The 21,141-nt window shown below is 68.6% G+C and carries 22 protein-coding genes and 1 tRNA gene; 15 read left to right on the plus strand and 8 right to left on the minus strand.

Annotated features, from left to right (window positions below; all coding sequences use genetic code 11):
* The first annotated feature begins 158 nt into the window (after positions 1 to 158).
* Both LWF15_RS15315 and LWF15_RS15320 read left to right on the plus strand, forming a co-directional pair.
* Entirely contained in the window at positions 159 to 479 is a 321-nt protein-coding gene (locus tag LWF15_RS15315) for a DMT family transporter (RefSeq protein WP_232811482.1), read from the plus strand.
* Between the two features lie 5 nt (positions 480 to 484).
* Complete coding sequence (locus LWF15_RS15320; RefSeq protein WP_232811483.1) at positions 485 to 1,045, plus strand: TetR/AcrR family transcriptional regulator; 561 nt, start codon at positions 485 to 487, stop codon at positions 1,043 to 1,045.
* Positions 1,046 to 1,073: 28 nt separating this feature from the next.
* Here LWF15_RS15320 and LWF15_RS15325 read toward each other — a convergent pair whose 3' ends face one another.
* Positions 1,074 to 1,523 (minus strand): MarR family winged helix-turn-helix transcriptional regulator, encoded by a 450-nt coding sequence (locus LWF15_RS15325; protein ID WP_232811484.1) that lies wholly within the window; start codon positions 1,521 to 1,523, stop codon positions 1,074 to 1,076.
* A 54-nt stretch (positions 1,524 to 1,577) separates the two neighbouring features.
* On the opposite strand from LWF15_RS15325, the gene LWF15_RS15330 reads away from it, so the two are divergent.
* Entirely contained in the window at positions 1,578 to 2,051 is a 474-nt protein-coding gene (locus LWF15_RS15330; protein ID WP_232811485.1) for a hypothetical protein, read from the plus strand.
* A 2-nt stretch (positions 2,052 to 2,053) separates the two neighbouring features.
* Positions 2,054 to 2,314, plus strand: coding sequence for a hypothetical protein (locus LWF15_RS15335; RefSeq protein ID WP_232811486.1), 261 nt, complete (start codon positions 2,054 to 2,056; stop codon positions 2,312 to 2,314).
* Between the two features lie 38 nt (positions 2,315 to 2,352).
* Here the strand turns inward: LWF15_RS15335 and LWF15_RS15340 are convergent, their stop codons facing one another.
* Complete coding sequence (locus LWF15_RS15340) at positions 2,353 to 2,814, minus strand: response regulator (RefSeq protein ID WP_232811487.1); 462 nt, start codon at positions 2,812 to 2,814, stop codon at positions 2,353 to 2,355.
* A 337-nt stretch (positions 2,815 to 3,151) separates the two neighbouring features.
* On the opposite strand from LWF15_RS15340, the gene LWF15_RS15345 reads away from it, so the two are divergent.
* The 7 genes from LWF15_RS15345 (at position 3,152) to LWF15_RS15375 (ending at position 9,080) form a co-directional block, all read left to right on the plus strand.
* Entirely contained in the window at positions 3,152 to 3,265 is a 114-nt protein-coding gene (locus LWF15_RS15345) for a DLW-39 family protein (protein WP_232811488.1), read from the plus strand.
* Positions 3,266 to 3,306: 41 nt separating this feature from the next.
* Positions 3,307 to 3,382 (plus strand) — tRNA-Ala (locus LWF15_RS15350).
* A gap of 247 nt (positions 3,383 to 3,629) precedes the next feature.
* Positions 3,630 to 5,555: a SpoIIE family protein phosphatase gene (locus LWF15_RS15355; RefSeq protein ID WP_232811489.1), complete on the plus strand. Its 1,926-nt coding sequence runs from the start codon at positions 3,630 to 3,632 to the stop codon at positions 5,553 to 5,555.
* Between the two features lie 78 nt (positions 5,556 to 5,633).
* Positions 5,634 to 6,203, plus strand: a complete 570-nt coding sequence (locus LWF15_RS15360; RefSeq protein WP_232811490.1) for a SigE family RNA polymerase sigma factor — start codon at positions 5,634 to 5,636, stop codon at positions 6,201 to 6,203.
* Entirely contained in the window at positions 6,200 to 6,940 is a 741-nt protein-coding gene (locus LWF15_RS15365) for a hypothetical protein (protein WP_232811491.1), read from the plus strand. Before LWF15_RS15360 ends, LWF15_RS15365 begins: the two co-directional genes overlap by 4 nt.
* Positions 6,941 to 7,107: 167 nt before the next feature.
* The gene (locus tag LWF15_RS15370) at positions 7,108 to 8,202 is read left to right on the plus strand and encodes a calcium-binding protein (RefSeq protein WP_232811492.1); all 1,095 of its coding nucleotides are present in this window, start codon (positions 7,108 to 7,110) and stop codon (positions 8,200 to 8,202) included.
* A 128-nt stretch (positions 8,203 to 8,330) separates the two neighbouring features.
* Positions 8,331 to 9,080 carry a MerR family transcriptional regulator gene (locus LWF15_RS15375; protein ID WP_232811493.1) on the plus strand — a complete coding sequence of 250 codons (750 nt, stop codon included), beginning with the start codon at positions 8,331 to 8,333 and terminating at the stop codon, positions 9,078 to 9,080.
* On the opposite strand, the gene LWF15_RS37550 is transcribed toward LWF15_RS15375, so the two are convergent.
* The 5 genes from LWF15_RS37550 to LWF15_RS15400 all read right to left on the minus strand — a co-directional run bounded on the left by LWF15_RS37550 (position 9,077) and on the right by LWF15_RS15400 (position 15,499).
* Entirely contained in the window at positions 9,077 to 9,964 is an 888-nt protein-coding gene (locus LWF15_RS37550) for a CPBP family intramembrane glutamic endopeptidase (protein ID WP_232811494.1), read from the minus strand. The two genes, LWF15_RS15375 and LWF15_RS37550, sit on opposite strands and share 4 nt — an antisense overlap.
* 140 nt (positions 9,965 to 10,104) lie before the next feature.
* Complete coding sequence (locus tag LWF15_RS15385) at positions 10,105 to 10,770, minus strand: response regulator (protein ID WP_232811495.1); 666 nt, start codon at positions 10,768 to 10,770, stop codon at positions 10,105 to 10,107.
* A gap of 34 nt (positions 10,771 to 10,804) precedes the next feature.
* Entirely contained in the window at positions 10,805 to 10,951 is a 147-nt protein-coding gene (locus LWF15_RS15390; protein WP_232811496.1) for a hypothetical protein, read from the minus strand.
* A 1,226-nt stretch (positions 10,952 to 12,177) separates the two neighbouring features.
* Complete coding sequence (locus tag LWF15_RS36430) at positions 12,178 to 14,400, minus strand: glycosyltransferase family 39 protein (protein ID WP_269810230.1); 2,223 nt, start codon at positions 14,398 to 14,400, stop codon at positions 12,178 to 12,180.
* Between the two features lie 106 nt (positions 14,401 to 14,506).
* Entirely contained in the window at positions 14,507 to 15,499 is a 993-nt protein-coding gene (locus LWF15_RS15400) for an FAD:protein FMN transferase (RefSeq protein ID WP_232811497.1), read from the minus strand.
* A gap of 301 nt (positions 15,500 to 15,800) precedes the next feature.
* Here LWF15_RS15400 and LWF15_RS15405 point away from each other — a divergent pair, with 301 nt between their 5' ends.
* The 3 genes from LWF15_RS15405 to LWF15_RS15415 all read left to right on the plus strand — a co-directional run bounded on the left by LWF15_RS15405 (position 15,801) and on the right by LWF15_RS15415 (position 18,100).
* On the plus strand, positions 15,801 to 16,415 hold the full coding sequence (locus LWF15_RS15405) for a DMT family transporter (RefSeq protein ID WP_232811498.1): 615 nt from the start codon (positions 15,801 to 15,803) through the stop codon (positions 16,413 to 16,415).
* A 106-nt stretch (positions 16,416 to 16,521) separates the two neighbouring features.
* Positions 16,522 to 17,583, plus strand: coding sequence for a COX15/CtaA family protein (locus LWF15_RS15410; RefSeq protein WP_232811499.1), 1,062 nt, complete (start codon positions 16,522 to 16,524; stop codon positions 17,581 to 17,583).
* A gap of 58 nt (positions 17,584 to 17,641) precedes the next feature.
* Entirely contained in the window at positions 17,642 to 18,100 is a 459-nt protein-coding gene (locus tag LWF15_RS15415) for a hypothetical protein (RefSeq protein ID WP_232811500.1), read from the plus strand.
* Here the strand turns inward: LWF15_RS15415 and LWF15_RS15420 are convergent.
* Positions 18,086 to 18,952, minus strand: a complete 867-nt coding sequence (locus LWF15_RS15420; RefSeq protein WP_232811501.1) for an alpha/beta fold hydrolase — start codon at positions 18,950 to 18,952, stop codon at positions 18,086 to 18,088. The two genes, LWF15_RS15415 and LWF15_RS15420, sit on opposite strands and share 15 nt — an antisense overlap.
* Before the next feature lie 152 nt (positions 18,953 to 19,104).
* On the opposite strand from LWF15_RS15420, the gene LWF15_RS15425 reads away from it, so the two are divergent.
* The gene (locus LWF15_RS15425; RefSeq protein WP_269810232.1) at positions 19,105 to 21,141 is read left to right on the plus strand and encodes an AfsR/SARP family transcriptional regulator; all 2,037 of its coding nucleotides are present in this window, start codon (positions 19,105 to 19,107) and stop codon (positions 21,139 to 21,141) included.

Consider the following 21,141-nt stretch of genomic DNA (forward strand, 5'->3'; position numbering starts at 1 on the left):
TATCCAAGCAGGTGTTGGTCCCCGGCGCGACGGGCGCGTATTTCACGCCTGTCGCCCGGGGCTCCTCTGTATCTGAACCTCTTCTTACCCATCAGGAACAAATTCGCCTGCCACTGAACTTGTACAGACGTACTAGTACAGACGTACAGGAGTTGGCGATGGCGTACATCATGCTGGGCGCGGCGATTGCGCTCGAGGTTCTGGGCACCAGTCTTCTGCCCTCCACACAGGGCTTCTCCCGGCTCGGGCCGACGCTGTTGTGTCTCAGCTCCTACGCGGCCGCGTTCATCCTGCTCTCGCGGATCGTCGAGTACCTGCCCGTGGGGGTCGTCTACGCCACCTGGTCAGGCATGGGTATCGCGGCGATCATGCTGATCGGGGCCACCTTCCTGGGCGAGCCGCTGACCCTGGCCAAGCTGGCCGGAGCAGCGATGATCATCGGTGGAGTGGTGATCCTGAACGTGGCTGGGGTTCACTGAGGCGGGTGACGAACTCCCGGGATCCCGAAGGCCGGCGCCGCGCCCTGCTCGCGGCCACCGTCGAGGTCGTTGCGGAGGTGGGCGTCGCGCGCACTACGCACCGGGCGATCGCGGCCCGGGCCGGGGTGCCGCTCGGGGCGACCACCTACTACTTCCCCACCCTGCAGGACCTCGTCGCGGCTGCTCTGGAACAGGCCGCCGAAGCCTGGGACGCGGATCTGCTGCGGTGGGAACCCCAACTGCTGCGCGCTCAAGGTGAGCCGACTGACGGGAGGCCCGCAAACGTCCTTACGCAGTTGGTGTTGGAGTACTTGGCCGACCAGCCCCGCGCCCGGCTGGAGTGCGAGCTCTATCTCGCGGCGGGGCACACGCCCGAGCTACGGCCGTTGGCCACGCACTGGTTGCTGGGGCTGCGCGACATGTTGACGCGGGTAGCCGGCAGACCTGCCGGCTACGCCCTCGCCACCCTCGTCGACGGGGTGTTCTTGCAGGCCACGGTCACCGGCGAGGCTCCCGCGGCGGAGGATCTCCGGCTCGCGATCGAGCGCCTCTGGGATCTGAACTGAAGACGTTTGCCCGCCTGGTTCGCGGGGTTCACTCCGCCGCCTGAGGCTTCGGCCCGGGTCTTCCCGCCATGACCGGCAGAAGGAGAGCGGTCAGCGCGCGCCGCTGTTCCTCGTCCAAAGGCTCGAGGACCTTCTCCTCGACCTGCCGGATGGCCTGGAAACCAGCTGCGATGAGCGCACTTCCGGCCTCGGTGACGATCAGGTCGGCGGTGCGCCCGCGGCCCGGCAACGTGCGGCGCTCGACCGCGCCCAGGTCTTGGAGCTGGTGCAGCGTGGCCTGCATGCTCTGCGCCGTGACCCCGGCCCGACGGCCGAGTTCGCTGTAGGACAGGCCCGGTTCACGCGAAAGGTGCCCCAGGGCCGACAGGTGCCGCAGTGACGTGCCCCGTTCCTTCAGCACGGCCTCCACCTCGGTGCGGATCGTCCGGCCGATGTTCATCAGCAGGAAGCCGGGGCTGGGTTCGGGCGGTCGCGTCACCGGCTCATCCTGGCACTTGCGGAGCAGTTTAAGTCTGACTGTAACCTTGCCTGCATGAAGGCCGTCCTGCTCTCCGTCCACGTCGTGCTGGCGATCATCCTGATCGGGCCGCTCACCGCCGCCGCCAGCCTTTTCCCCCGCTACGCACGCGAGGCCGTCGCGGCTGGTGAGGATCGCGCCGGCCCGTTCTCGGTGCTCAGGGCGCTGCACCGGATCAGCACCGGATACGCGGTCGCCGGCCTGGCGGTGCCGGTGTTCGGCATCGGCACCGCCTCGGCCATGGGCGTGCTGGGCGACTACTGGATCTGGATCTCGATGGCCCTGACGGTGGTTGGCGCGGCCCTGCTGGCCTGGGGCGTCGTGCCTGCTCAGCGCCGGGTCATGGAACTGCTGGGCGCACCCGGCGACCCGTCCCCGGTGTCTTCGCTGCTGCCCCGCCTGGGCATGCTGACCGGGCTGTTCGGCCTGATCTGGGCCACCGTGGTGGTCCTGATGATCGTGCGCCCCGGCTCGTCGACGGGGGTGTGAGCGTGTCTGCTGGTGCTCTGCGCGGTCTGCGGGCCGCAGCTGCGGTGGAAGCCCTGTCGCTGGTGATGCTGCTGCTCAACCTGGCCACGGTGCACGTCGCAGCCCTGGCCTCGGCGCTCGGCCCGATCCACGGCTGCGCCTACCTGATAGCTGTTGTGCTGACCTGGACGATCACGAAAGAAAAGACCACCAGGGCATTCTCGATCGTCCCGGGATTCGGTGCACTGCTCGCCCTACGCCGCCTGGAGGCGGCCGATGCATAATCCCCAGGCTGTGAAAAGCCTTGTGGATAAAGGTGGGTCTATTCCTCGTCGCTGGGCCGGTGACCGGGAAGATGCGCGATCTTCGCGTAGAAATGGTCGATTCGCCGCACCACCTCGGTCAGCCCGTCGAGGTTCATCGGCTTCGTGACGTAGGCGTTGGCGTGCAGCGAGTAGCTGCTCAGGATGTCGGTCGGGGCCTGCGAGGTGGTCAGCACGACGATCGGGATGCTGCGCAGCTCCGGGTCGTTCTTGATCTCCGCCAGCACCTGCCGCCCGTCCATCCTGGGCATGTTCAGGTCGAGCAGGATCACGTCGGGGCGCGGCGCGTCCTCGTACTCGCCGGTGCGCCGCAGGAAGGCGACCGCTTCCTCTCCGTCGTTGGCCACGTAGACGTTGCGCGGGGCGCCGATCGACTCCAGCGCCTCCTCGATCATCAGCACATCGCCCGGATCGTCGTCCACCAACAGGACTGCCATCGCGCGGGTGGCGGCAGCGAGCATGAGAAACCCCTCGAAGTTGCACTGGAGCGGCCGAGGAACTACTTCGCCTGCTGTAAAGCTCGCACCTCGGGGGCTGCACTGGATCAGGTCCGATCCTAGCCGCCACCCGGCGCCGGCGGACAGAGATGAGCAGCCTCGGCGAGCCAATAGTTGTTAACCCCCGACTTCCCGTCCTGACCTGCTGCTTCGCCCCTGTGCGGGACCCGCTCCCGTAGCTGCGCGACCAGCCCTTGCCACCGCACCGGCCGCGCGTCCCGGGCGGTGGGCGGCGGTGATAATCTCGTCCTGCTCGAAGGGCGGCAGAGACGTCGCCCTCAAGGACGGGGAGGAAACCCTCATGAAGAAGCTGCTGATGGTCGCGGTCGCGTCCGCAGCCGGCGTCGCTGTCTGGCGTAAGGTCGGAACCAGCAAGCCCACCCAGCCGTGGGCGACGGCGACCGACAAGGTCTGAACCTCCCGTCCCGCGAGTAGCCCTTCTCGCTCGCGGACCTCGGGGACGTGGCGCAATTGGTAGCGCACCTGCTTTGCAAGCAGGGGGTTGTGGGTTCGAGTCCCATCGTCTCCACCACAGGTCAGGGGCCGTTTCCGAAAATCGGGAGCGGCCCCTTCCGTCTGCTGGGACCCTGGACGGGTACCTGAGCGTCCCCGGGCCGTCCGGTGATTCGGTCCCGGGCCCTGCTCGTTCGCAAGAGATTCCGGGTTCTGCGGTCGGCTACTCAAGCTGACCCCGTGCGTCGCCGCTGCGGTAGTACGGTCGAACCGCGCGATCCAGTGAGGTCCAGGGCCTGGCCCTGTCGAGCAGTGACGGGGGCAGCGTGGACGACGGTGACTTCGGCGGTGACGTCGGTGTGGGCTCCGACGGTGTGCGCGCGGCGGTGTTGCACCAGCTCCGGCAGTACGTGATCGCTGCGGTCGGCTCGACGCGCCGGGTAGTGACCGTGAATGCGGCGCTGCTGCGGGTTCTGGGCGGTTTCAACCCGGTGGGGCTGGAGTTGGTCGACTTCCTGGAGGGTGCTCAGGGGCAAGGGCTGATCGACATCTACGACCGGGCCTTCGCCGGGCAGCCGACCGACCTGAAGCGGACGCGGTTCGTGGTGTCCACGCCGCAGGGGTACCAGGAAGAAATCATCATCGATTTCGAGGTGAGCCCGCTGCGGAACCGGCAGGGCGAGATCGTCGGCACCGTCGGCACCGGCCGCGACACCACCGCCACCGTTCTGCGGGAAGAGGCCGAGGCTGCCGCAACGGCCGAGCTGACCCGGCGATTTCAGCGCGCCACCGACGTCATTGCCGAAGTTCAGCGGGCGCTGCTGCCTTCCCGACTGCCGGTGCTGCCGGGACTGGACGTGTCTGCGAGCTATTCGATCGGGGGAGCCGAGCAGGCAGCCGGTGGTGACTGGTTCGATGTGCTGCCCTTGCCCGGGAACGTGGTCGCGGCGGTGGTGGGCGACGTCGTCGGTCACGGTGTCGATGCCTCAGCGGTGATGGCGCAGCTGCGGGCCGTCACTCTGGAACGGTTGCACTCCGGCGCCGATCCGGCCCAGGTGGTCGCCGCGCTGGACCGTTTCGTGGAAGTCATGCCCGGCGCCCGTGGCAGCACCATCTGCGTGGTGTCACTCGACGTGGCCGACGGCCGGTTGCAGTACTGCTCGGCCGGGCACCCGCCGCCGCTGATCACCGGGCCGGCCGGCGCCAGCATGTATCTCGACCCCAGCGGCGCAGGTCCGCTGGGTGAGGGCGGGCCCAGGACGATGCTGACCGGGCAGCTCGAGCGAGAACGGGTGCTCCTGCTCTACACCGACGGCATCATCGAGCGGCCAGGAGTGCCGGTGACCCAGGGCACCGTCGAACTGCGCCAGATCGCCGAGGCTGCGTTGCGGGACGAACTGTTCCCAGTGTTCAGCCTGCCGGCCGCGGTGGACCGCTCGACCACGCAGGTGCTCGAACGACTGACCCGCGAGACCGGGGCCAGTGACGACATCACCCTTCTGGCGTTGCAACGTGCCCCCGCTCTGACCGATCTCAGCCTCGAAACGAAAAGTACCGGGGCCGGCGGTGTGCGCCAGGCCCTGAGGGCCTGTTTCCGCCCCGACCAGGTGGACGGGGCCGCTCTGGCCGAACTGGACCAGATCGTCACGGAGTTGTGCGAGAACGCGGCCGAGCATGCCTACGACGGCGCCGGAGGTCCTGTCGGGGTGGATGCCGGCGTTGATCAGCGCGGAATGCTGGTCCTGCAGGTGACTGACCAAGGGAGCTGGCGACCCCGCACACAGGTCGACGACGGCCGGGGAATCGGGCTGGCTCTGATCCAGCAGCTCTCCGAGTCGGTGTCGATCGAGTACGACCGGGGCCCGGACGACGGCACGCAGGTGCGGGTCGAGTACCGGCCCTGGAAACAGTCGAACCATGCCGACCCGCGTCGCCCGGTGGAGCATGCCCTGGTCGCGGACGTCTTCCTCGAGCCCCAGGCCGATCAGAACGTGCTGCGCGTCAGCGGTCCCATCGACGCGGCGACGACCGGGGAGCTGGAGGCGCAACTGGCTCTGTGCATCACGCCGGGATCGCCCACGCTGGTCCTGGACCTCCAGAAAGCGACGATGCTGTCCAGTACGGCCGTCCGTACGGTGCGCCGAAGCCTGGACCGAGCCGGAAGCGCCGGGGTGCACATGCGGGTCAGCGCTCGTCCCGGCAGCGTCGCCCACCAGATCCTGGCCCTGGTGGCGATTCCTACAGACGGCTGAACCGGCGTCCTCTTCGTTCGGTCCGGAGGCAACCTGGGAGAGCACCGGATCCGTACAGGGAGCGAAGGAGGTACCCACATGCCGCGCTCCAATCGTGACGAAGAGTTCGCCACGTTCGTCCGGACAAACCGGACTTCGCTGTTGAAGTTCGCCTGCCTGCTCACGGCGGGCGACGGGCACCAGGCCGAGGACCTGGTGCAGACGGCGCTGACCAAGGTGTATCTGGCCTGGCCGAGGCTGCGACGCAAGGACGGCGAGCTGGCGTACGCCCGGCGCACCCTGCTGAACAGCCACATCGACGAGACCCGGCGTCCCTGGTGGCGGCGGGAACGGTCCACGCCCGAGCTTCCGGAAGTGCCCGCGTTCGAGGGCCCGGAAGGGATCGCGGGCCTGGACGAGGGGCGGTTCGGGTCGGACGGGCAGCGGGTGAGGGACGCCTTGGCCGCCCTGCCCAGCCGGATGCGGGCCGTCGTGATCCTGCGCTACTGGCTGGATCTCAGTGTCGAGGAGAGTGCCCGGATCCTCGGGTGCACCCAGGGCACGGTCAAGTCCCAGGCGGCGAAGGGGACGGCGAAACTGCGGGACCTCCTCACGGTGCCGCCGCAGGCCGTGGCACCCGCGTATCAGATGGGAAGGACCAACCGATGAACGAGCTCAAAGACATCCTGGACAAGGCGGTTTCGGTGCAGGACAGGCCGGTGGACCCGGCTGCGGACATCGCCCGCGGCCGCGGTGAGCTGCGCAAGCGGCGGATGACCCGGTTCGGCGCCGGGGCGGCCGGTATGGCTGTGATCGCCGCAGTGAGCGGAGTGCTGGTCACCGGTGGTTCGGACGGCGGTTCCACCCCACCGGCCCTGGCCGGTACGACGGCCCCCGCCACCACCGCAGCCAAGGGTTCCTTGCCCGGGATCCAGCTCGTCGCCTACACCGGCGAGCAGCTGCCGGGTTACGACGTCGGGTTCGTGCCCAAGGGCTGGGAGATCCAGGGGGGCGACGACTTCACGCTGACGATCGCGCCCAAGGGGTTCAAGGACCAGGACTACAACAGCTTCGTGGGCAAGATCGCGGTCATGCTCGAGTCCAAGGACGCCGCTGGTGCGGAAGAGGACTACGTGCCCACCGACGAGGAGCTCAAGTCCTGGGGGATGGAGCCCGGCAGCCTCGACAGCACCACCACCGAGATCGAGGTGAGCGGTCAGGAAGGCAAGCTGCGCCGCGACAAGGAGACCAATGACTCGCCCATGGTGAAGGTTTCCTTCACCGACGCGAAGGGACACAACGTCGTGGTGCAGGGCCCGCTGTCGTTGGGCTGGACCGACGCCCAGTGGGTCGAGTTCGCCGAGGGGGTCAAGGTTCTGGGTAACGCGGAGGCCGGCGTCGGCTGATCCGGGGTGACCGGAACGTCGCGCTCGTCAGGTACCGGACGAGCGCCCCGTTCCGGTCACACAGCAGGTCTCAAAAAGCGGTACTCTCTGACCGCATTCGTCCTCGATCGTGCCGGATGCCCCCTGAGCTCGTTGCGTATCCAGCTCCTGATCCTGGAGATCCCCTCATGGCTGAGCGCCGCCGTCCCCGTTCGCTGCTGAGTCTCGCGGCGGTCGCCTCGTTGCTAGGGGTCGGCCTGGCGGCCATCAGCTTCGGGGACCGGGCCGACGCGACCGAGGCCGGGGCGAAGGCCAGCGCGCGCGTCGTCACCTACGAGGACGGGGCCGAGGCGGGGATCCAGTACCTCGAGTACCGGGGTGCCTACGGGCAGCAGAGCGACCTGACCATCACCGTCGAGAAGGTCGGCTCCACCCGTAATTTCACCTACACCCTCGACGACAACGCCAACATCTCGGTGTTCCCGGGCTGTGAGTACCCGGTCGCAGGTGACCTCACCCTCGTGACCTGCACGATCGCCAGCGTCGCCCCGAAGAACAGCGAGGGGCCGAGAGCGCACACGATCATCCGGCTGTACGACCTGGACGACACTGTGCGGTTCGAGAACCTCAGTGGCACCGAACTCCGCAACAACTTCACGCTCGGTGAAGGCAATGACACGTTCACCGGCACCGGCTCGAACGCGCGCACCACGGTCTGGGGCGGCGCCGGCAACGACACCATCACTGGCGTAACCGGAATCACCGTCGAGGCCGGCGAGGGCAACGACACCCTGGCCGCGTCCGGTAACGACACCACGCTCAGCGGAGGCGAGGGCAACGACACCATCACCGGTGGATCGGGTGCTCAGACCATTCGTGGTGACGCTGGTGACGACGTGATCCGTGGTGGTGCCGGCGACGACTTCCTCTACGGAGACGAAGGCAAGAACAAGGTGTACGGCGATGCCGGCAACGACGGCATCAGCGGCGGGAGCGGCAGCCTGCTGTACGGCGGTGCGGGCAACGACATCATCAGCGGCGACGGCAAGGTCAAGGCCTACGGTGGGCCGGGCAACGACCAGCTCACGGGCGGTTCGAAGAACGACCTGCTCTACGGCGAGGCAGGGAAGGACCGGCTCGACGGCCGCGAGGGCAACGACCAGCTCTACGGTGGTTCCGGTGCGGACAAGCTGTTCGGGCGGGCCGGCAACGACCAGCTCTACGGCGGTCCCGGCAAGGACCTGATCAACGGTGGCCCCGGCAAGAACAAGCTGAAGAACTGAGCTGCCCGTTCGAAGGCCGCTTCCGCCAGCGCGGGAGCGGCCTTCGGCGTTTGCGGGACGAACAGTTGACATTGACGCAGCGTCAACTCCTACCGTGGATCCCGTAACCGAGTGCGGGAGTGATGGCGATGGAATGGTCCATCCAGGAGATCGCCCGGCTCACCGGGGCGACGAGTCGCACCCTGCGGCACTACGACGACGTGGGACTGCTGGCGCCGAGCCGGACCGGGCCCAACGGTCAGCGCTACTACGACCAGGCCGGGCTGGTCCGGCTGCAGCGAATCCTGTTGCTGCGTCAGTTCGGACTTGGGCTGCCGGCCGTCGCCGAGGTGCTGGACGGGGAGAAGGACGAGGTCGTGGCGTTGCGTCGGCACCTGGAACTGCTTGAGCGAGAACAGGACCGGATCGAGCGGCAGGCCGAATCGATCCGGACGACCATCCGCAGGATCGAGAGAGGGGAGCCACTGATGGCTGAGGAAGCACTGGACGGGTTCGACCACACGCAGTACGAGGAAGAGGTCACCCAGCGCTGGGGCCGCGACGCGTACGAGAAGGGCGATCGCTGGTGGCGGTCACTCACCCCGGAGCAGAAGAACGAGATCAAGCAGCAAGGGCTGGACGTGGCCCAGGATTTTGCCCGGGCGAAGCAGGCCGGGGAGCCGGCGCACGGTGAGACTGCCCAGGAAATCGCGCGCCGACACGTCCATTGGTTGTCGTTGTCCACCGAAGTGAGCCGGGGCTACGTGATTGGCCTCGGGGAAATGTACGTAGCTGACCCGCGTTTCGGTAGCTACTACACTCCGGACGGTGAGGATCCCACGCCGTACGCCGAGTACGTGCGCGACGCCCTCATGGTCTATGCCGAGAACAATCTCTAGCTGACGGCCTCGGTGCGGGACAGGCGCCGCAGCCGCCGCAGGAAGTAGACGGTCAGCACAGAGCACACGAGCACCGAGAACAGGCTGGCCTCCGGGCCGAACTCACCACCGGAAATCAGCAACGGACCGTCGAGCGTGCTCTCGAGGATGCCACCGCCGCTGGAGTCCGACCCGGAGACCGGAGCCCCGAAAATACCGGCCTGAGCAAAGTTCCAGCCGAAGTGCAGTCCGATCGGCGGCCACAGCGAACGGCTCACCGCGTAGTAGGCGCCCAGCATGAGACCGCCCTGGATGGCAATGGCCACCGCTCCCCAGAGGGAACCGTTGGGGTTGATCAGGTGCAGGAAGCCGAACACCAGGGCCGAGCCGACCAACGCGCCGACGGTACCGGTGAGCTGTTCGAGCAGCCGGAACAGAATGCCCCGGAACACGATCTCCTCGATGGTGGCGACCGCCGTCATCATCCCTGCTGTCGCAAGCGCGGCCCAGAGCGAACCTCCGCTCAGGGAGTCATATCCGCCAAAGGTGGCGATCAACAGCACCACGACAACGAACAGTCCGAACCCGGCGAGAGCACCGCGCACCAGGCCGGCCCGGGCTGTACCCGGCTCGACCTCGCTGGCCTGGCGATTCTCCAGCTTGCCAATCACCCAGCGGTACAGTCGGATCGACGCCACGGCCGCCAGCACACCCAGCGCCAGCACGACCAGGGCCATGAACGGCGACGTGGTCTCGACCATCGCTGACAATGGACCAGCCACTGCCGCGTTCAGGGCGAGGAACGCCACCATCAGTACGACCAGGCGGGCCGCGGTGTGGTTCTGCAATCGGGCGAGCATCGCGATCTCCTCGTTCTCGGTAAGGTTTTCGGCCGTTTCGGCCACACCCAGAACGCTAGAAAACGGACGCCGGTGGGCGCGTCCCGCACGAGAGCGCACTTCGGGTAGCTCACCTGAGGGATACCAGGGCTCAAAACCCGATTACGGACGTCGGTCAGCCACCTTTGCGCAGTGGTGGGCCGTGCCTAGTCGGCCTCGGTGACCAGTCCGTTCCGATGCGCGAACACCACCGCCTGCACCCGGTCCCGCAGATCCAGCTTGGTCAGGATGCGCGAGACGTGGGTCTTCACCGTCTCCCGGCTCACCACCATCGCGTCGGCGATCTCAGGGTTGGACAGGCCCTCGGCAATCAGGCGCAGCACCTCGACCTCGCGCGGGGTGAGGGCCGCCAGAACATCGCCGGCGGTCGAACGAGGACGCACCCGCTCGCCGAACCGCCCGACCAGACGCCGCGTGACGGCCGGGGCGAGAAGCGCCTCACCAGCTGCGATGACCCGGATGCCGTTCAGCAGTTCGGCCGGCGGGGAGTCCTTCAGCAGAAACCCGCTGGCCCCCGCCCGGAGCGCCTCGTAGACGTACTCGTCCAGTTCGAACGTGGTCACGACCAGGACCTTCACCGGGTTCTCGACCCCAGGCCCGGCGATCTCGCGAGTGGCCGAGATGCCGTCGAGCACCGGCATCCGCACATCCATCACCACGACGTCCGGCCGCAGTTCAAGGGCCAGATCCACCGCCGCCCGGCCGTCCCCGACCTCGCCCACCACGTCCATGTCCGGCTGGGCCGACAGAATCGTGGCGTAACCGGTCCGGATCAGCTCCTGGTCGTCCGCCACCAGCACTCGCAGGGTCACGAGCGCCGAGGCTATCGGCAGTTCGGAAGAGAGATCAGCTCTCGCTACGCAGCTTGGCCGCCAGCCAGTCGCGGGGCTCGACGCCGAGCCGGCCGACCAGCTTGTCCATCCCCAGCCAGGCCATCTGCCCGGCCGCGATCGCCCCGCTGACCAGGATGCCGGTGTAGACGATCTCTCCCACGGTTCTCCCTGTTGTTTCAGAGTGCGCGTTCACTGCCTGCGGTGTAAGCGCAAGCGAGGCTACGCGATGAACAACGTCGGACGCCGCGTCTGAACACTGTGAAAAATGCCCGGACCCATCGGGCAGGCCGTGATGATCTTTGCTGCGCGTGGTCGGAATGATGCCGGTCAAGATCAGCTGAGAGAACCGTCGACGGTAATGGATCGCGCAGGTCAGGACCTGATTTGTTGGTGGCGGGAAGCTGCTGTGCGGGCAAGATCATTCAGGTCTCAGGAGGGCCTTTGAATGGCCTGCCGCGGCCTGCGGATCTGATCATTCTGTGTCGACCAGGATATGAATCACTGATTCGGCCGCTGCCCTTTCGTCCGGGCGTTCGGGGCAAAGATTGGTCATGAACGGTTCAGGACCGATCCAGCTTCTTGAGCGGCTTGGCAGTTCGTGCCTTCCCGAAGCCGGACGCGGAAAGCGCCCGCCGCCCCATCCGCTGACCGTCGGTGGCTCTACGTATGAAGAAACAGCCTCATAGCGACAATTTCTTAATGCGTAGAGGCCGGGCCACCCGCGGGCTGCAGCCGCGAGTCGCCCGGCCTCCTGGCTGAAGGACCTCTGCGGCGGAGGTCTGGTCAAGACGCCGCAGGCCTGACGACACAGCACCGCCCCGCCCGATGTGGGCAGGGCGAAGGCGGCTCGATATTGGGCTGGGGGATGGCTCGGCCTCGGTAGCGGGGTGAGCGGGGCGGCTGGAAGGAAGTAGGTCAGTCGGCTGGCGCTGCGTGGGGGTTGCTCAAGGCGGCGAGGTACGGGGTGGCTCAGTAATGGCCGGGATGTGTGGGGATGGGTAGCCGGGTGCGGGGGCTCGGGTGTGGTCAGTGTGGGCGTGGCCGGTGTGAGTGTGGTGCGGCTGGGCGGGTTTGAGGGTGGCGAGGTGACTGGTGGGTTTGGTTGTGGCCGGGTGGGGTGGCCCAGAGGTGGGGGTTGGTGGCTCGGGCGTGGGTATGTCTGGCAGGTACGGGTAGGGGTGGCCCGGGTGCGGGCCCGGGTGCGGGCCCGGGTGCGGGCCCGGGTGCGGGCCCGGGTGCGGGGCCGGGTGCGGGGCCGGGTGGCCGGGGGTGGGTGTAGCCGGGGTGTGGGTGTGGCCGGGTGTGGGTGTAAGGCGCTGTGGCCTGGGGCAATGCGGCTTTGGGGCGCCGCCCCACCTGGGGGAGTGGGGCGGCGCGGATGGGGGGTTAGCCGGCTGTGGTGGTGGAGGTGGTGGGCTGGGTGAGGTCGTAGACGGTGGTGTCTCCGATCGTGGTGGTGGAGTAGTTGGCCTCTACCCAGGCGGTGATCTCGGCGGCGGCGTCGCTGCCGCCCATGCTGTTCTGGCTGATGCTGCCGGCGGAGATGAAGTAGTGGATCTCGCCGTTGGCTACGTACTCCTGGAACTGGGCCAGGGTGGGGGAGGGGTCGGTGCCGTTGAAGCCGCCGATGGCCATGACGGGTTCTTCGGAGACCAACTGGTAGCCGGAGGCGTTGTTGGAGCCGACTGTGGCCGCAGCCCAGGTGTAGGAGTCGGCGTCGGCCTGGAGGGCGGCGACCAGTTCGTCGCTGGGTGTCGTGGCGTTGAGCAGGCCGCCCATGCCACCTCCGCCGCCGCCCATGCCGCCGCCACCGCCGGTGCCCCGGCCGAAGGACTGGCCGCCCTGCGGCTGGGACGTGCCGCCCTGGGACTGCGAGGTGCTGCCGCCCTGGGACTGGGACGTGCCCCCCTGGGATTGGGAAGTGCTGCCGCCCTGGGACTGGTTGGGCGTGGTGGTGGAGCCGTTGCCGCCGGTTGCCCCGCCGGTGCCGCCACCCGTGCCGCCACCGCCACCCATACCGCCTGGGCCGCCGCCTTTTCCGCCCGCGCCCATGCCTCCGAAGCCGCTCTGGCTGACGCTGGGGCCGGCGGAGGGGATGGAGCCGGTGTGGGCGGTGGAGGCGGTGTTGAGGGAGTAGCTGAGGGGGCCGAGCAGGGCGGAGAACACGGCGAGGGCGCCGATGCCGAACATGATGCGCTGGCGGGCGGGGCCGCGGACCTGGCCGGCGAGCCAGCTGGAGGCGGCCAGGCCGACGGCGGCGAGGAGGCCGCTGACCAGTACGGCGTAGCGGATCCAGGGGTGCCAGTCGGAGCTGCGGGCGAGGAGGGTGTAGCTCCACAGGGCGGTGGCCAGCACGGTGCCGGCCAGGACGAAGGTGGCCACGACCGAGCGGGTGCGCCAGAGGGTGGCCACGCCGATGCCCACCAGTGCGGCGATGGCCGGGGCCAGGGCCACCGTGTAGTAGGCGTGGAAGATGCCCTGCATCAGGCTGAAGGTCACGAAGGTGACCACCAGCCAGCCGCCCCAGATGACGAAGGCGGACCGGGAGGTGCTGGTGCGCGGGAGCTTTCGGGTGACGACCAGACCGGCCACGAGCAGGATCAGGGCGGCCGGCAGCAGCCAGGTGATCTGCCCGCCGAACTCGGACGTGAACAGGCGGGTGATGCCGGTCTCGCCCCAGTTGCCGTTGCTGCCGACGCTTCCGGTCTCGTCACCGGTCAGCCGGCCCAGGCCGTTGTAGCCGAGGGTGAGTTCAAGGATCGAGTTGTTCTGCGAACCGCCGATGTAGGGCCGGGCCGAGGCGGGGACCAGTTCGACGATCGCGATCCACCAGCCGGCCGACACGATCATCGCGGCGAAGGCGGCCAGCAGGTGACCGATGCGCTTGGCGAACGTGGTGGGCGCCGCCCACAGGTAGGCCAGGCCGAAGGCCGGCACCACGAGCAGGGCCTGCAGCTGCTTGGTCAGGAAGCCCAGGCCGACCATGACCCCGGCCAGGATCAGCCAGCGCAGCCGGGCGTGCTCGACGGCCCGCAGCACGAAGTAGGCCCCGGCCGTCATCAGCAGGACCAGCAGGGCGTCGGGGTTGTTGAAGCGGAACATCAGGGCCGCCACCGGCGTGGTGGCCAGCACCGCACCGGCCAGAAGGCCTGCCCCGGCGCCGAAATGACGCCGGACCGTGGTGAAGAGCAGGCCGACCGTGGCCACACCCATCACCGCCTGCGGCAGCAGGATGCTCCACGAGCTGAGGCCGAAGATGCGCACCGACAGGGCCATCGGCCACAGAGCGAGGGGCGGCTTGTCGACCGTGATCGAGTTGGCGGCGTCGGAGGAGCCGAAGAAGAACGCCTTCCAGCTCTCGGAACCGGCCTGGACGGCCGCCGAGTAGAAGGAGTTGGCCCAGCCCGACTCGCCGAGCCCCCACATGTAGAGGAAGGCGGTGGACACCAGCAGGCCGGCCAGCGCCGGGCGCACCCAGGCCGGATCTTCTTCGCGGCCGCGGACCAGCCGGTTCAGCCGGGAGCGGGGCGGTGAGAGATCGGGCGGGGCCGCATGTCTTCCGGACTCCGAGGACCCGGCGCCGGCCGAGGTGTCGAGAGTGGTCGTCATCAGAGGTGGTCCTTGTCGTGGGGATCGGAAACAGCCGGAAGACAGCTGCCTTCATCAGGTAGACGTTCCGCAGGCACCGGAACGTGAGGTGCAGGCGTCATAAATCTCAATGGACGGCGTGGGTGGGCTCGAGAGGACGGGTGTGAGCAGCCCAGTTGCCGGACAGGACCTCGTCCTCACCAACTGTGATCAGGCGGGCGGGCACCCAGAGCTGGGTGAGCCAGTCGCGGGCCCGCGCACCCCGGACCAGTGAGGCCGTGGCGTAGGTGGTGGCCTCCAGGCAGGTGAAGCCGATGGCACTGACCATCCGCCAGACCGGGAGCGGAAGGTCACCGGTGTGCGGATCGATCAGGTAGCTGACCGGGACGTCGCGCCGCCGGGAAGAACGGGTGGGCCGGGCCCCGGCCCGGGAGGTGGCCATCGCGGAGCCCGCAGACAGATAGACCTCGCTGGGCAGCGAACCGTCCCGGTCCAGCACCGGCACGCGCCAGCCCTCGTCCGGTGCCGGTCCGGCCGAGGCGACGTTCCCACCCAGCTGCACCAGCACCCCCGCGTCCACCCGCTCGCGCACCCGGGCGGCCGCCAGGTCGCAGATGGCGGCCTTGGCCGTGGCGCTGAGATCGAGCGTGGTGCCGGGCGGCACCTGCAGACGGCGGCCCTCGAGCCGGACCTGCTCCCAGCCCGGCGCGGGCCGCACGCCGGTGGCCCGCGACCCGCACACCGGCAGACCGGAACGGTCCTGACCTGCGTAATGCAGTGCGGTCAGGGCCGCGCCGACCGTGGGGTCGACATCGCCGGCCGTGCGCTCGGCCACCGCCAGGGCGGCCGCGACCAGCTCGGCCAGCAGTGGGCTGAGGGTCACCGGACGCCCGGCGGCTCCGTAGAGCCGGTGCAGCTCGGCGTCGGGCCGCGACCGCGCCGCGGCCTTCTCGGCGGCGGCGAACTGCCGGGCCACGATCCGGCGGGCCACGTTCAGCGCGGCCGGGTCGTCGACGGTGACGGATGCGATGGTGCCCCAGGCGTTCCAGGCCGCGCTGGACCCGGCCGGCGACGGCTGGGGACGGCGCCGCCGGGGTACGACGATGTCGGTGATGGCCACGGCTTCCTCCTGAAGTTCTGAGGTGATCACCTTCTTCCGGGCAGCTGGGCCGATCGACATAGCAGTCTGAATGTGAGCTGTGGGAAATTCTTGTGGGACGTCTGTGAATCCGTGTGAACCCTGTGCCGGAAGAGTGGAATTCGAATCGGGTCATCGAATGACCGATTTGCAGGGGGCACCCCCGAAATGAGCCTCGGCTTGGTGGAAATTCGCGCCCTCTGCCCCGTCTACACCTACTCCGCAGTCAGTTTCGGGTTAGGCTTCGACAGAAGTTGATCAGCGTCCGGATCAGGGGGATTTCGTGGCTTGGCTGGCCTTGGCAGGGGCTATCGCACTGGAGGTCATTGCGACGCTCAGTCTCAAGACGGCTGACGGATTCACCCGTTTCTGGCCCAGCGTGATCGTGGTGGTGGGCTACGTCGGGTGTTTCACACTCCTGGGTTTCGCGTTGAAAACCTTCGACGTGGGCCTGGTTTACGCGATCTGGTCGGCGATCGGCACGGCCGCGATCACCATCGCCGGGATCATGCTGTTCGGTGAGTCGCTCACCTTGCCGCGGGTCTCCGGGGTGGTGCTGATCGTGCTGGGGGTCATCGTGCTGAATCTCAGCGGGGGCGAGGCGCACGCGGCCAGCAGCAAGAGCCCGGAGAAGATCACCTACCGCATCGGCCAGGACTCGACGATCTCCTCTTCGGCCTACGACGGGGCGATCTCGCTGGACCGGGTGAAACTGGCCCGGGCGAACGCCTCCGTGCCGGTTCCGCGAAAGGCCGAGCCGGAATCCGGGGAAGTGCCCATGCTCACCCCCCGCACCGGCCTCATTCCGAGGCAGGCGCGGCCCCGGCACGACATGAAGACTGCCCCGGATTCCGACCTGGGACCGATCTTTCCCGACCTGCGCCGCCGGGAAACCTGACCTTCGTCCCGCAAACCGGCGCCCAATCGTCCTCAATTCGACGCAACGGACACCAGAAAGCCCGCCCGGCCACCGATCATCGGTGAGCGCATGACAGACTCGAGGCATGCGTACGCCGTTCGGCCTGCTGGAGCCCTACGTCAGCTTGACCCCCCGAGCGGTGCGGTGGGCCACCACGTTCGCTCTGCTGTGCAGCATCGGCATCATCCTGACCGGCGGGATCGTCCGGCTGACGGGTTCCGGTCTGGGCTGCCCGACCTGGCCCAAGTGCACCGACGACTCGCTGATCGTGCCCGCCGAGATGGGCATCCACGGCACCATCGAGTTCACCAACCGGATGCTGACCTTCGTGATCTCGGTCGCGGTGGGGCTGGCGATCATCACCGCCCGGCTGCAGAAGGTGCCCAACCGCTGGCTGGTGCGCACCACCTGGTCGCAGTTCTTCATCATCGTGCTGAACGCGGTGCTGGGCGGGATCACGGTCTGGACCGGGCTGAACCCGTACATGGTGGCGATCCACTTCTGCGCGGCCACGCTGCTGCTGACCACCACGACGCTGAGCTACGACTACGCGCACAGCCCGGCCTTCGCGGACTGGAGCCGGCACTCCCTGCCCGAGGGCCCGGGTACTCGTTATGCCCGGGCCAAGGCCCTCTTGCGCAGCCAGGCCACCGAGGGTCCGGTCGTCCTCAATCAGGTTCCGGTCGACCCGACGCGCCCGCGGCGCACCCGACTGGCCTGGGTCCTGGTCGCGGTCGCTGCGCTCCTGGTGGTCGCGGGCACCCTGACCACCGGCGCCGGCCCGCACCCGGGCGACTCCAGCGAGGTGCACCGGATCGACCTGGACTGGGCCGGTCTGGCCTGGGTCCACGGCCTGCTCGGCACGCTCGTGCTGGTCCTCGCCGGTGCGGTCACCTGGGCCGCGCACCAGGCCGCCGACCTGAAGACCCGCCGGCGCGGCCTGATCCTTCTCGGCCTGCTGGTCGGGCAGATGACGATCGGCGTCTACCAGAGCCTGGACGGCCTGCCCTGGGTGGTCGTGGCGGCCCACATGGTCGGCGCGGCGCTGGTCTGGGTCGGTGTGCTGCGGGTTCTGCTGGCCACCATCCACCCCGACCCGGTGGTGCTCACGCCCGAGACCGAGGCTCCGGCGCCGGTCAGCGCTTGACCTGAAGCGCGGTTCACTTCCTACCGTGGCCATCCGTCCCTGAGCAGGAGGTAGCGCCGTGGCGATCGCCGAATACCCCGACGAGCAGGTGTCGGCCCAGCCGATCGGCTACTGGAGCCGGGTGGCCTACCAGGCCACGGTGGGCCGGCTGCGGGCCGAGCTGGCAGTTCAGCAGCTCACCCAGCCGCACTGGTGGACGCTGAACCACGTGGCCGGTGATCCGGGGAAATGGACCCGGACGGAGCTGGCCATGAGGCTCCAGCCCTTCGACGACCTGGGTATCGAACTCGAGGACGTGTTCGACGACCTGATCGAGCGCGACTGGCTGGAGGAGTCCGACGGGTTCCGCCTGACCGCGCTCGGCGAGCAGGAACTGGCCAAGGCCCGCGAGCGGATGTCCGGCGCGCAGCAGGACACCCGCTCGGGGATCTCCACCGAGGACTACGTGACCACGATCAACACGCTGCGGCGGATGATCGGCAACCTCGGCGGCGACAGCGACCTACCGGGCCAGTAGCTCGCGCAGCGCCTGAACGATCAGCGTCGGGTCCTCCTCGGCCATGAAGTGCCCGCAGTTCACCGTGCGGTGCACCAGGTTCTCCGGCTGCTGCACCCAGGCCTGCCAGCGGGCGACGGCCTGGCCGGTCATCTGCGGCCCCCAGTCCTGCTGCAGCACCGCGACCGGCATCTGCAGCCGGGTGCCTTCGCGGCGGTCGGCCTCGTCGTGCTCCACGTCGATGCCGATCGAGGCCCGGTAGTCGGCGACGATCGAGGTGACGGCGTCGCGGGACTTCTTCAGGTACACCTCGCGCACGTCCGCCGGCAGCGGGGTCCGGGCCCAGATGTCGAGGAAGTGGCCGAAGAACTCGTCCGGCACGGCGTTGATCATGGCTTCGGGCAGGCCCGGGGGCTGCGCCATCAGGTAGAGGTGCCAGCCCACGGCCGCCGACCGGCCGGCCATCACGTCCCACATGTCCAGGGTGGTGAACACGTCGAGCGAGGCCAGGTGAGTGATCACCCCCGGATGGTCGAGGCCGGCCCGGATCGCCACCAGGGCACCGCGGTCGTGGCCGGCCAGGGCGAACTTCTCGAAGCCGAGGTTCTTGGCCACCGCCACCACGTCGGCCGCCATCGTGCGCTTGGAGTAGGTCTCGCCGGTGTCTTCGGGCTTGTCGCTGTCACCGTATCCGCGCAGGTCAGGGCAGATGACGGTGTTGGTCCGGGCGAGTTCGGAGGCCACCTCGCGCCAGCAGACGTGGGTCTGCGGGAAGCCGTGGAGCAGGACGATCGCCGGGCCGGAGCCGCCTACGGCCACGTTGAGGTGGACGCCGTTCGTGCCTTCGATGCGCTGCTGGGTGAAGTTGTTCATGGGCTCTACGGTGGGGTGGGCCAATCAGTGTTCAATCAGTGCCGGGTGCAGTTTGGGTTCTCAACCTTGCTTCGGGCGTGTCGTGTTTCCCAGGGCGGGTGGGGGGCTGGCGGTGGCTCGTCAGCACGCCGAACAGCTTAAAGTGAGGCCCGATGCTGAACTTTGCCGTGCTTGGCCCCCTGGAGGTCGAAAGCGACGTACAGCCAGTCAAACTGGGCGGCCCCCGGCATCGTGCTGTCCTGGCCAGGCTTCTGATTGCCGCACCGCGCGTGGTGCCGGTGCAGTGGCTTATCGATGACCTTTGGGACGAGCCGCCCGAGGGGGCGCTCGGCTCGCTGCAGACGTTCGTCGGGGCGTTGCGGAAGGCTTTGGAGCCCCGGCGGCCGGCCCGGACCGCTTCTCGGCTGCTGGTCACGCAGGCGCCGGGTTATGCGCTGCGCCCGGAAGAGGTGGATGCCTGGCGGTTCGCGGACGGAGTCCGCGAGGGGGAGCGGCTGCTCTCCGTAGGGCAGCCGCTTGCGGCCCATGACCAGCTAGAACGTGCTTTAGGACGATGGCGAGGGCCTGCGTACGCAGAGTTCGCTGATCAGTCGTGGGCTCGCGGGGAGGTGCAAAGGCTGGACGAGCTCCGGTCGCTGGCCGTAGAGCGTCGGGCCGAGGCTGGGCTGGCGCTGGGGCGTTCGGCGGCGGTCGTTCTCGACCTGGAGGCGCAGGTCGACCGGCAGCCGTTGCGGGAAGACGGGTGGCGGCTGCTGGCTCTCGGGCTGTACCGCAGCGGCCGACAGGGGGATGCACTGGCCGCGCTGCGGCGGGCCCGTGAGGTTCTGGCCGAGCAACTGGGGATCGATCCCGGTGAGCCGCTGCGGCAGCTCGAGAGAGACATCCTCGACCAGGCTCCCCATCTCGAAAAACCCTCTCAAAATCAGGTTTCCGGTGACGGCCTCTGGCACGCAGCGATCCGAACGCAGGATCCGAACCCGGTCGGGGCGATCGGGCGGCGGCAGCGGCTGGAGGCGCTGATGGGCCTGGTGCGGGCGCTCGCGGTCACCGGCGAGCTGACCCAGGCGCGGCAGTACCGGGCGGAGGCCGTGCGGGCTGCTGGCGATCTCGCCGATCCGCTGCTCTTCGCCCAGGTGGTCGGCGCTTTCGAGGTGCCCGCGATCTGGACCGCGAACGACGACGAGGAACTGTCGACGTTTCTGGTCGAGTCGGCGGAGCGGGCGTTGGTCGGGATCGAGGCGCTGGGGGAGGAACACCCTTCCGAACGCGCCCGCCTACTGATCACGATCGCCCTGGAGCGGCGGGCGGACAGCGGTCCGCGCGGAATGGAAGCGGCTCGGGAGGCGGAGCAGCTGGCCCGGGGGCTGAACGATCCGCACCTGCTCGCCCTGGCCCTGAACGGCCGATTCCTGCAGACCTTCGGCCGCGCCGGCCTGGCCCGCGAGCGCGCTCTCATCGGCCATCAGATTGTCGAGATCGCCGCAGGTCAGCCCGCCGAACAGGAGCTACCGACGGTGGCCGTGCTGGGTCACCTGATCCTGGTCCAGTCCTACGCCGCGCTGGCCGACCTGTCGGCCGCCGACCGACACGCCCGGGCTGCGGACGAGCTTGCCGAAGCCCACGGCATTCCGCTGATCGGGGTGTTCACGGCCTGGTACCGAGCGTTGCGCGCCGCCCTCACCGGTCCGGCCGAGGTCGCGCAAGCCGCGTACGCCCAGGCCGCGGCCAAGTTGCCGGGCACGGGGATGCCCGGGGTCGAGAACGGCATCCTGCCGTTGGCCCTGCTCGGCCTCGACGTGATGCACGGCGGTACCGGAAAGCACTTGGCTGATCTGGACTTCGGCCCCTATCGACCCTGGTTCGACGCGCTCACCGGCGTGAGCCCGCCACCGGCGTCCCCTCGTGATCTGCTCTTCGAGGCCCGCACGGTGCTGCACGCCCTGGCCGCGATCCGGTCCGGTGACCAGTCGGCCATGAGAAAGACTTACGCGCAACTACTTCCAGCAGAGGACGAGGTGGCCGGGGCGGGGAGCGGAATGCTGGCTCTGGGGCCGGTCGCCGGGTATCTGGGCCGACTGGCCCGTGCTCAGGGGGAGAACGACCGCGCCGAGCGGCATTTCGCCAAGGAACGCGCGGTGCTCGCCCAACTGCGGCAGCAGACGGAAGGCCCGGCCACCCACGAGGGGTGA

Origin of the sequence: Kineosporia rhizophila, assembly GCF_021277265.1 — a bacterium.
GTDB classification, from domain to species: Bacteria; Actinomycetota; Actinomycetes; order Actinomycetales; family Kineosporiaceae; genus Kineosporia; species Kineosporia rhizophila.

What these genes read in the sequence shown, in the direction of transcription:
- LWF15_RS15315 (WP_232811482.1), top strand. Translation starts at nt 159, where the DNA reads ATGGCGTACATCATGCTGGGCGCGGCGATTGCGCTCGAGGTTCTGGGC.
- LWF15_RS15330 (WP_232811485.1), top strand. Translation starts at nt 1,578, where the DNA reads ATGAAGGCCGTCCTGCTCTCCGTCCACGTCGTGCTGGCGATCATCCTG.
- LWF15_RS15340 (WP_232811487.1), bottom strand. Translation starts at nt 2,814, where the DNA reads ATGCTCGCTGCCGCCACCCGCGCGATGGCAGTCCTGTTGGTGGACGAC.
- LWF15_RS15345 (WP_232811488.1), top strand. Translation starts at nt 3,152, where the DNA reads ATGAAGAAGCTGCTGATGGTCGCGGTCGCGTCCGCAGCCGGCGTCGCT.
- LWF15_RS15360 (WP_232811490.1), top strand. Translation starts at nt 5,634, where the DNA reads ATGCCGCGCTCCAATCGTGACGAAGAGTTCGCCACGTTCGTCCGGACA.
- LWF15_RS15365 (WP_232811491.1), top strand. Translation starts at nt 6,200, where the DNA reads ATGAACGAGCTCAAAGACATCCTGGACAAGGCGGTTTCGGTGCAGGAC.
- LWF15_RS15370 (WP_232811492.1), top strand. Translation starts at nt 7,108, where the DNA reads ATGGCTGAGCGCCGCCGTCCCCGTTCGCTGCTGAGTCTCGCGGCGGTC.
- LWF15_RS15375 (WP_232811493.1), top strand. Translation starts at nt 8,331, where the DNA reads ATGGAATGGTCCATCCAGGAGATCGCCCGGCTCACCGGGGCGACGAGT.
- LWF15_RS36430 (WP_269810230.1), bottom strand. Translation starts at nt 14,400, where the DNA reads ATGACGACCACTCTCGACACCTCGGCCGGCGCCGGGTCCTCGGAGTCC.
- LWF15_RS15410 (WP_232811499.1), top strand. Translation starts at nt 16,522, where the DNA reads ATGCGTACGCCGTTCGGCCTGCTGGAGCCCTACGTCAGCTTGACCCCC.
- LWF15_RS15420 (WP_232811501.1), bottom strand. Translation starts at nt 18,952, where the DNA reads ATGAACAACTTCACCCAGCAGCGCATCGAAGGCACGAACGGCGTCCAC.
- LWF15_RS15425 (WP_269810232.1), top strand. Translation starts at nt 19,105, where the DNA reads ATGCTGAACTTTGCCGTGCTTGGCCCCCTGGAGGTCGAAAGCGACGTA.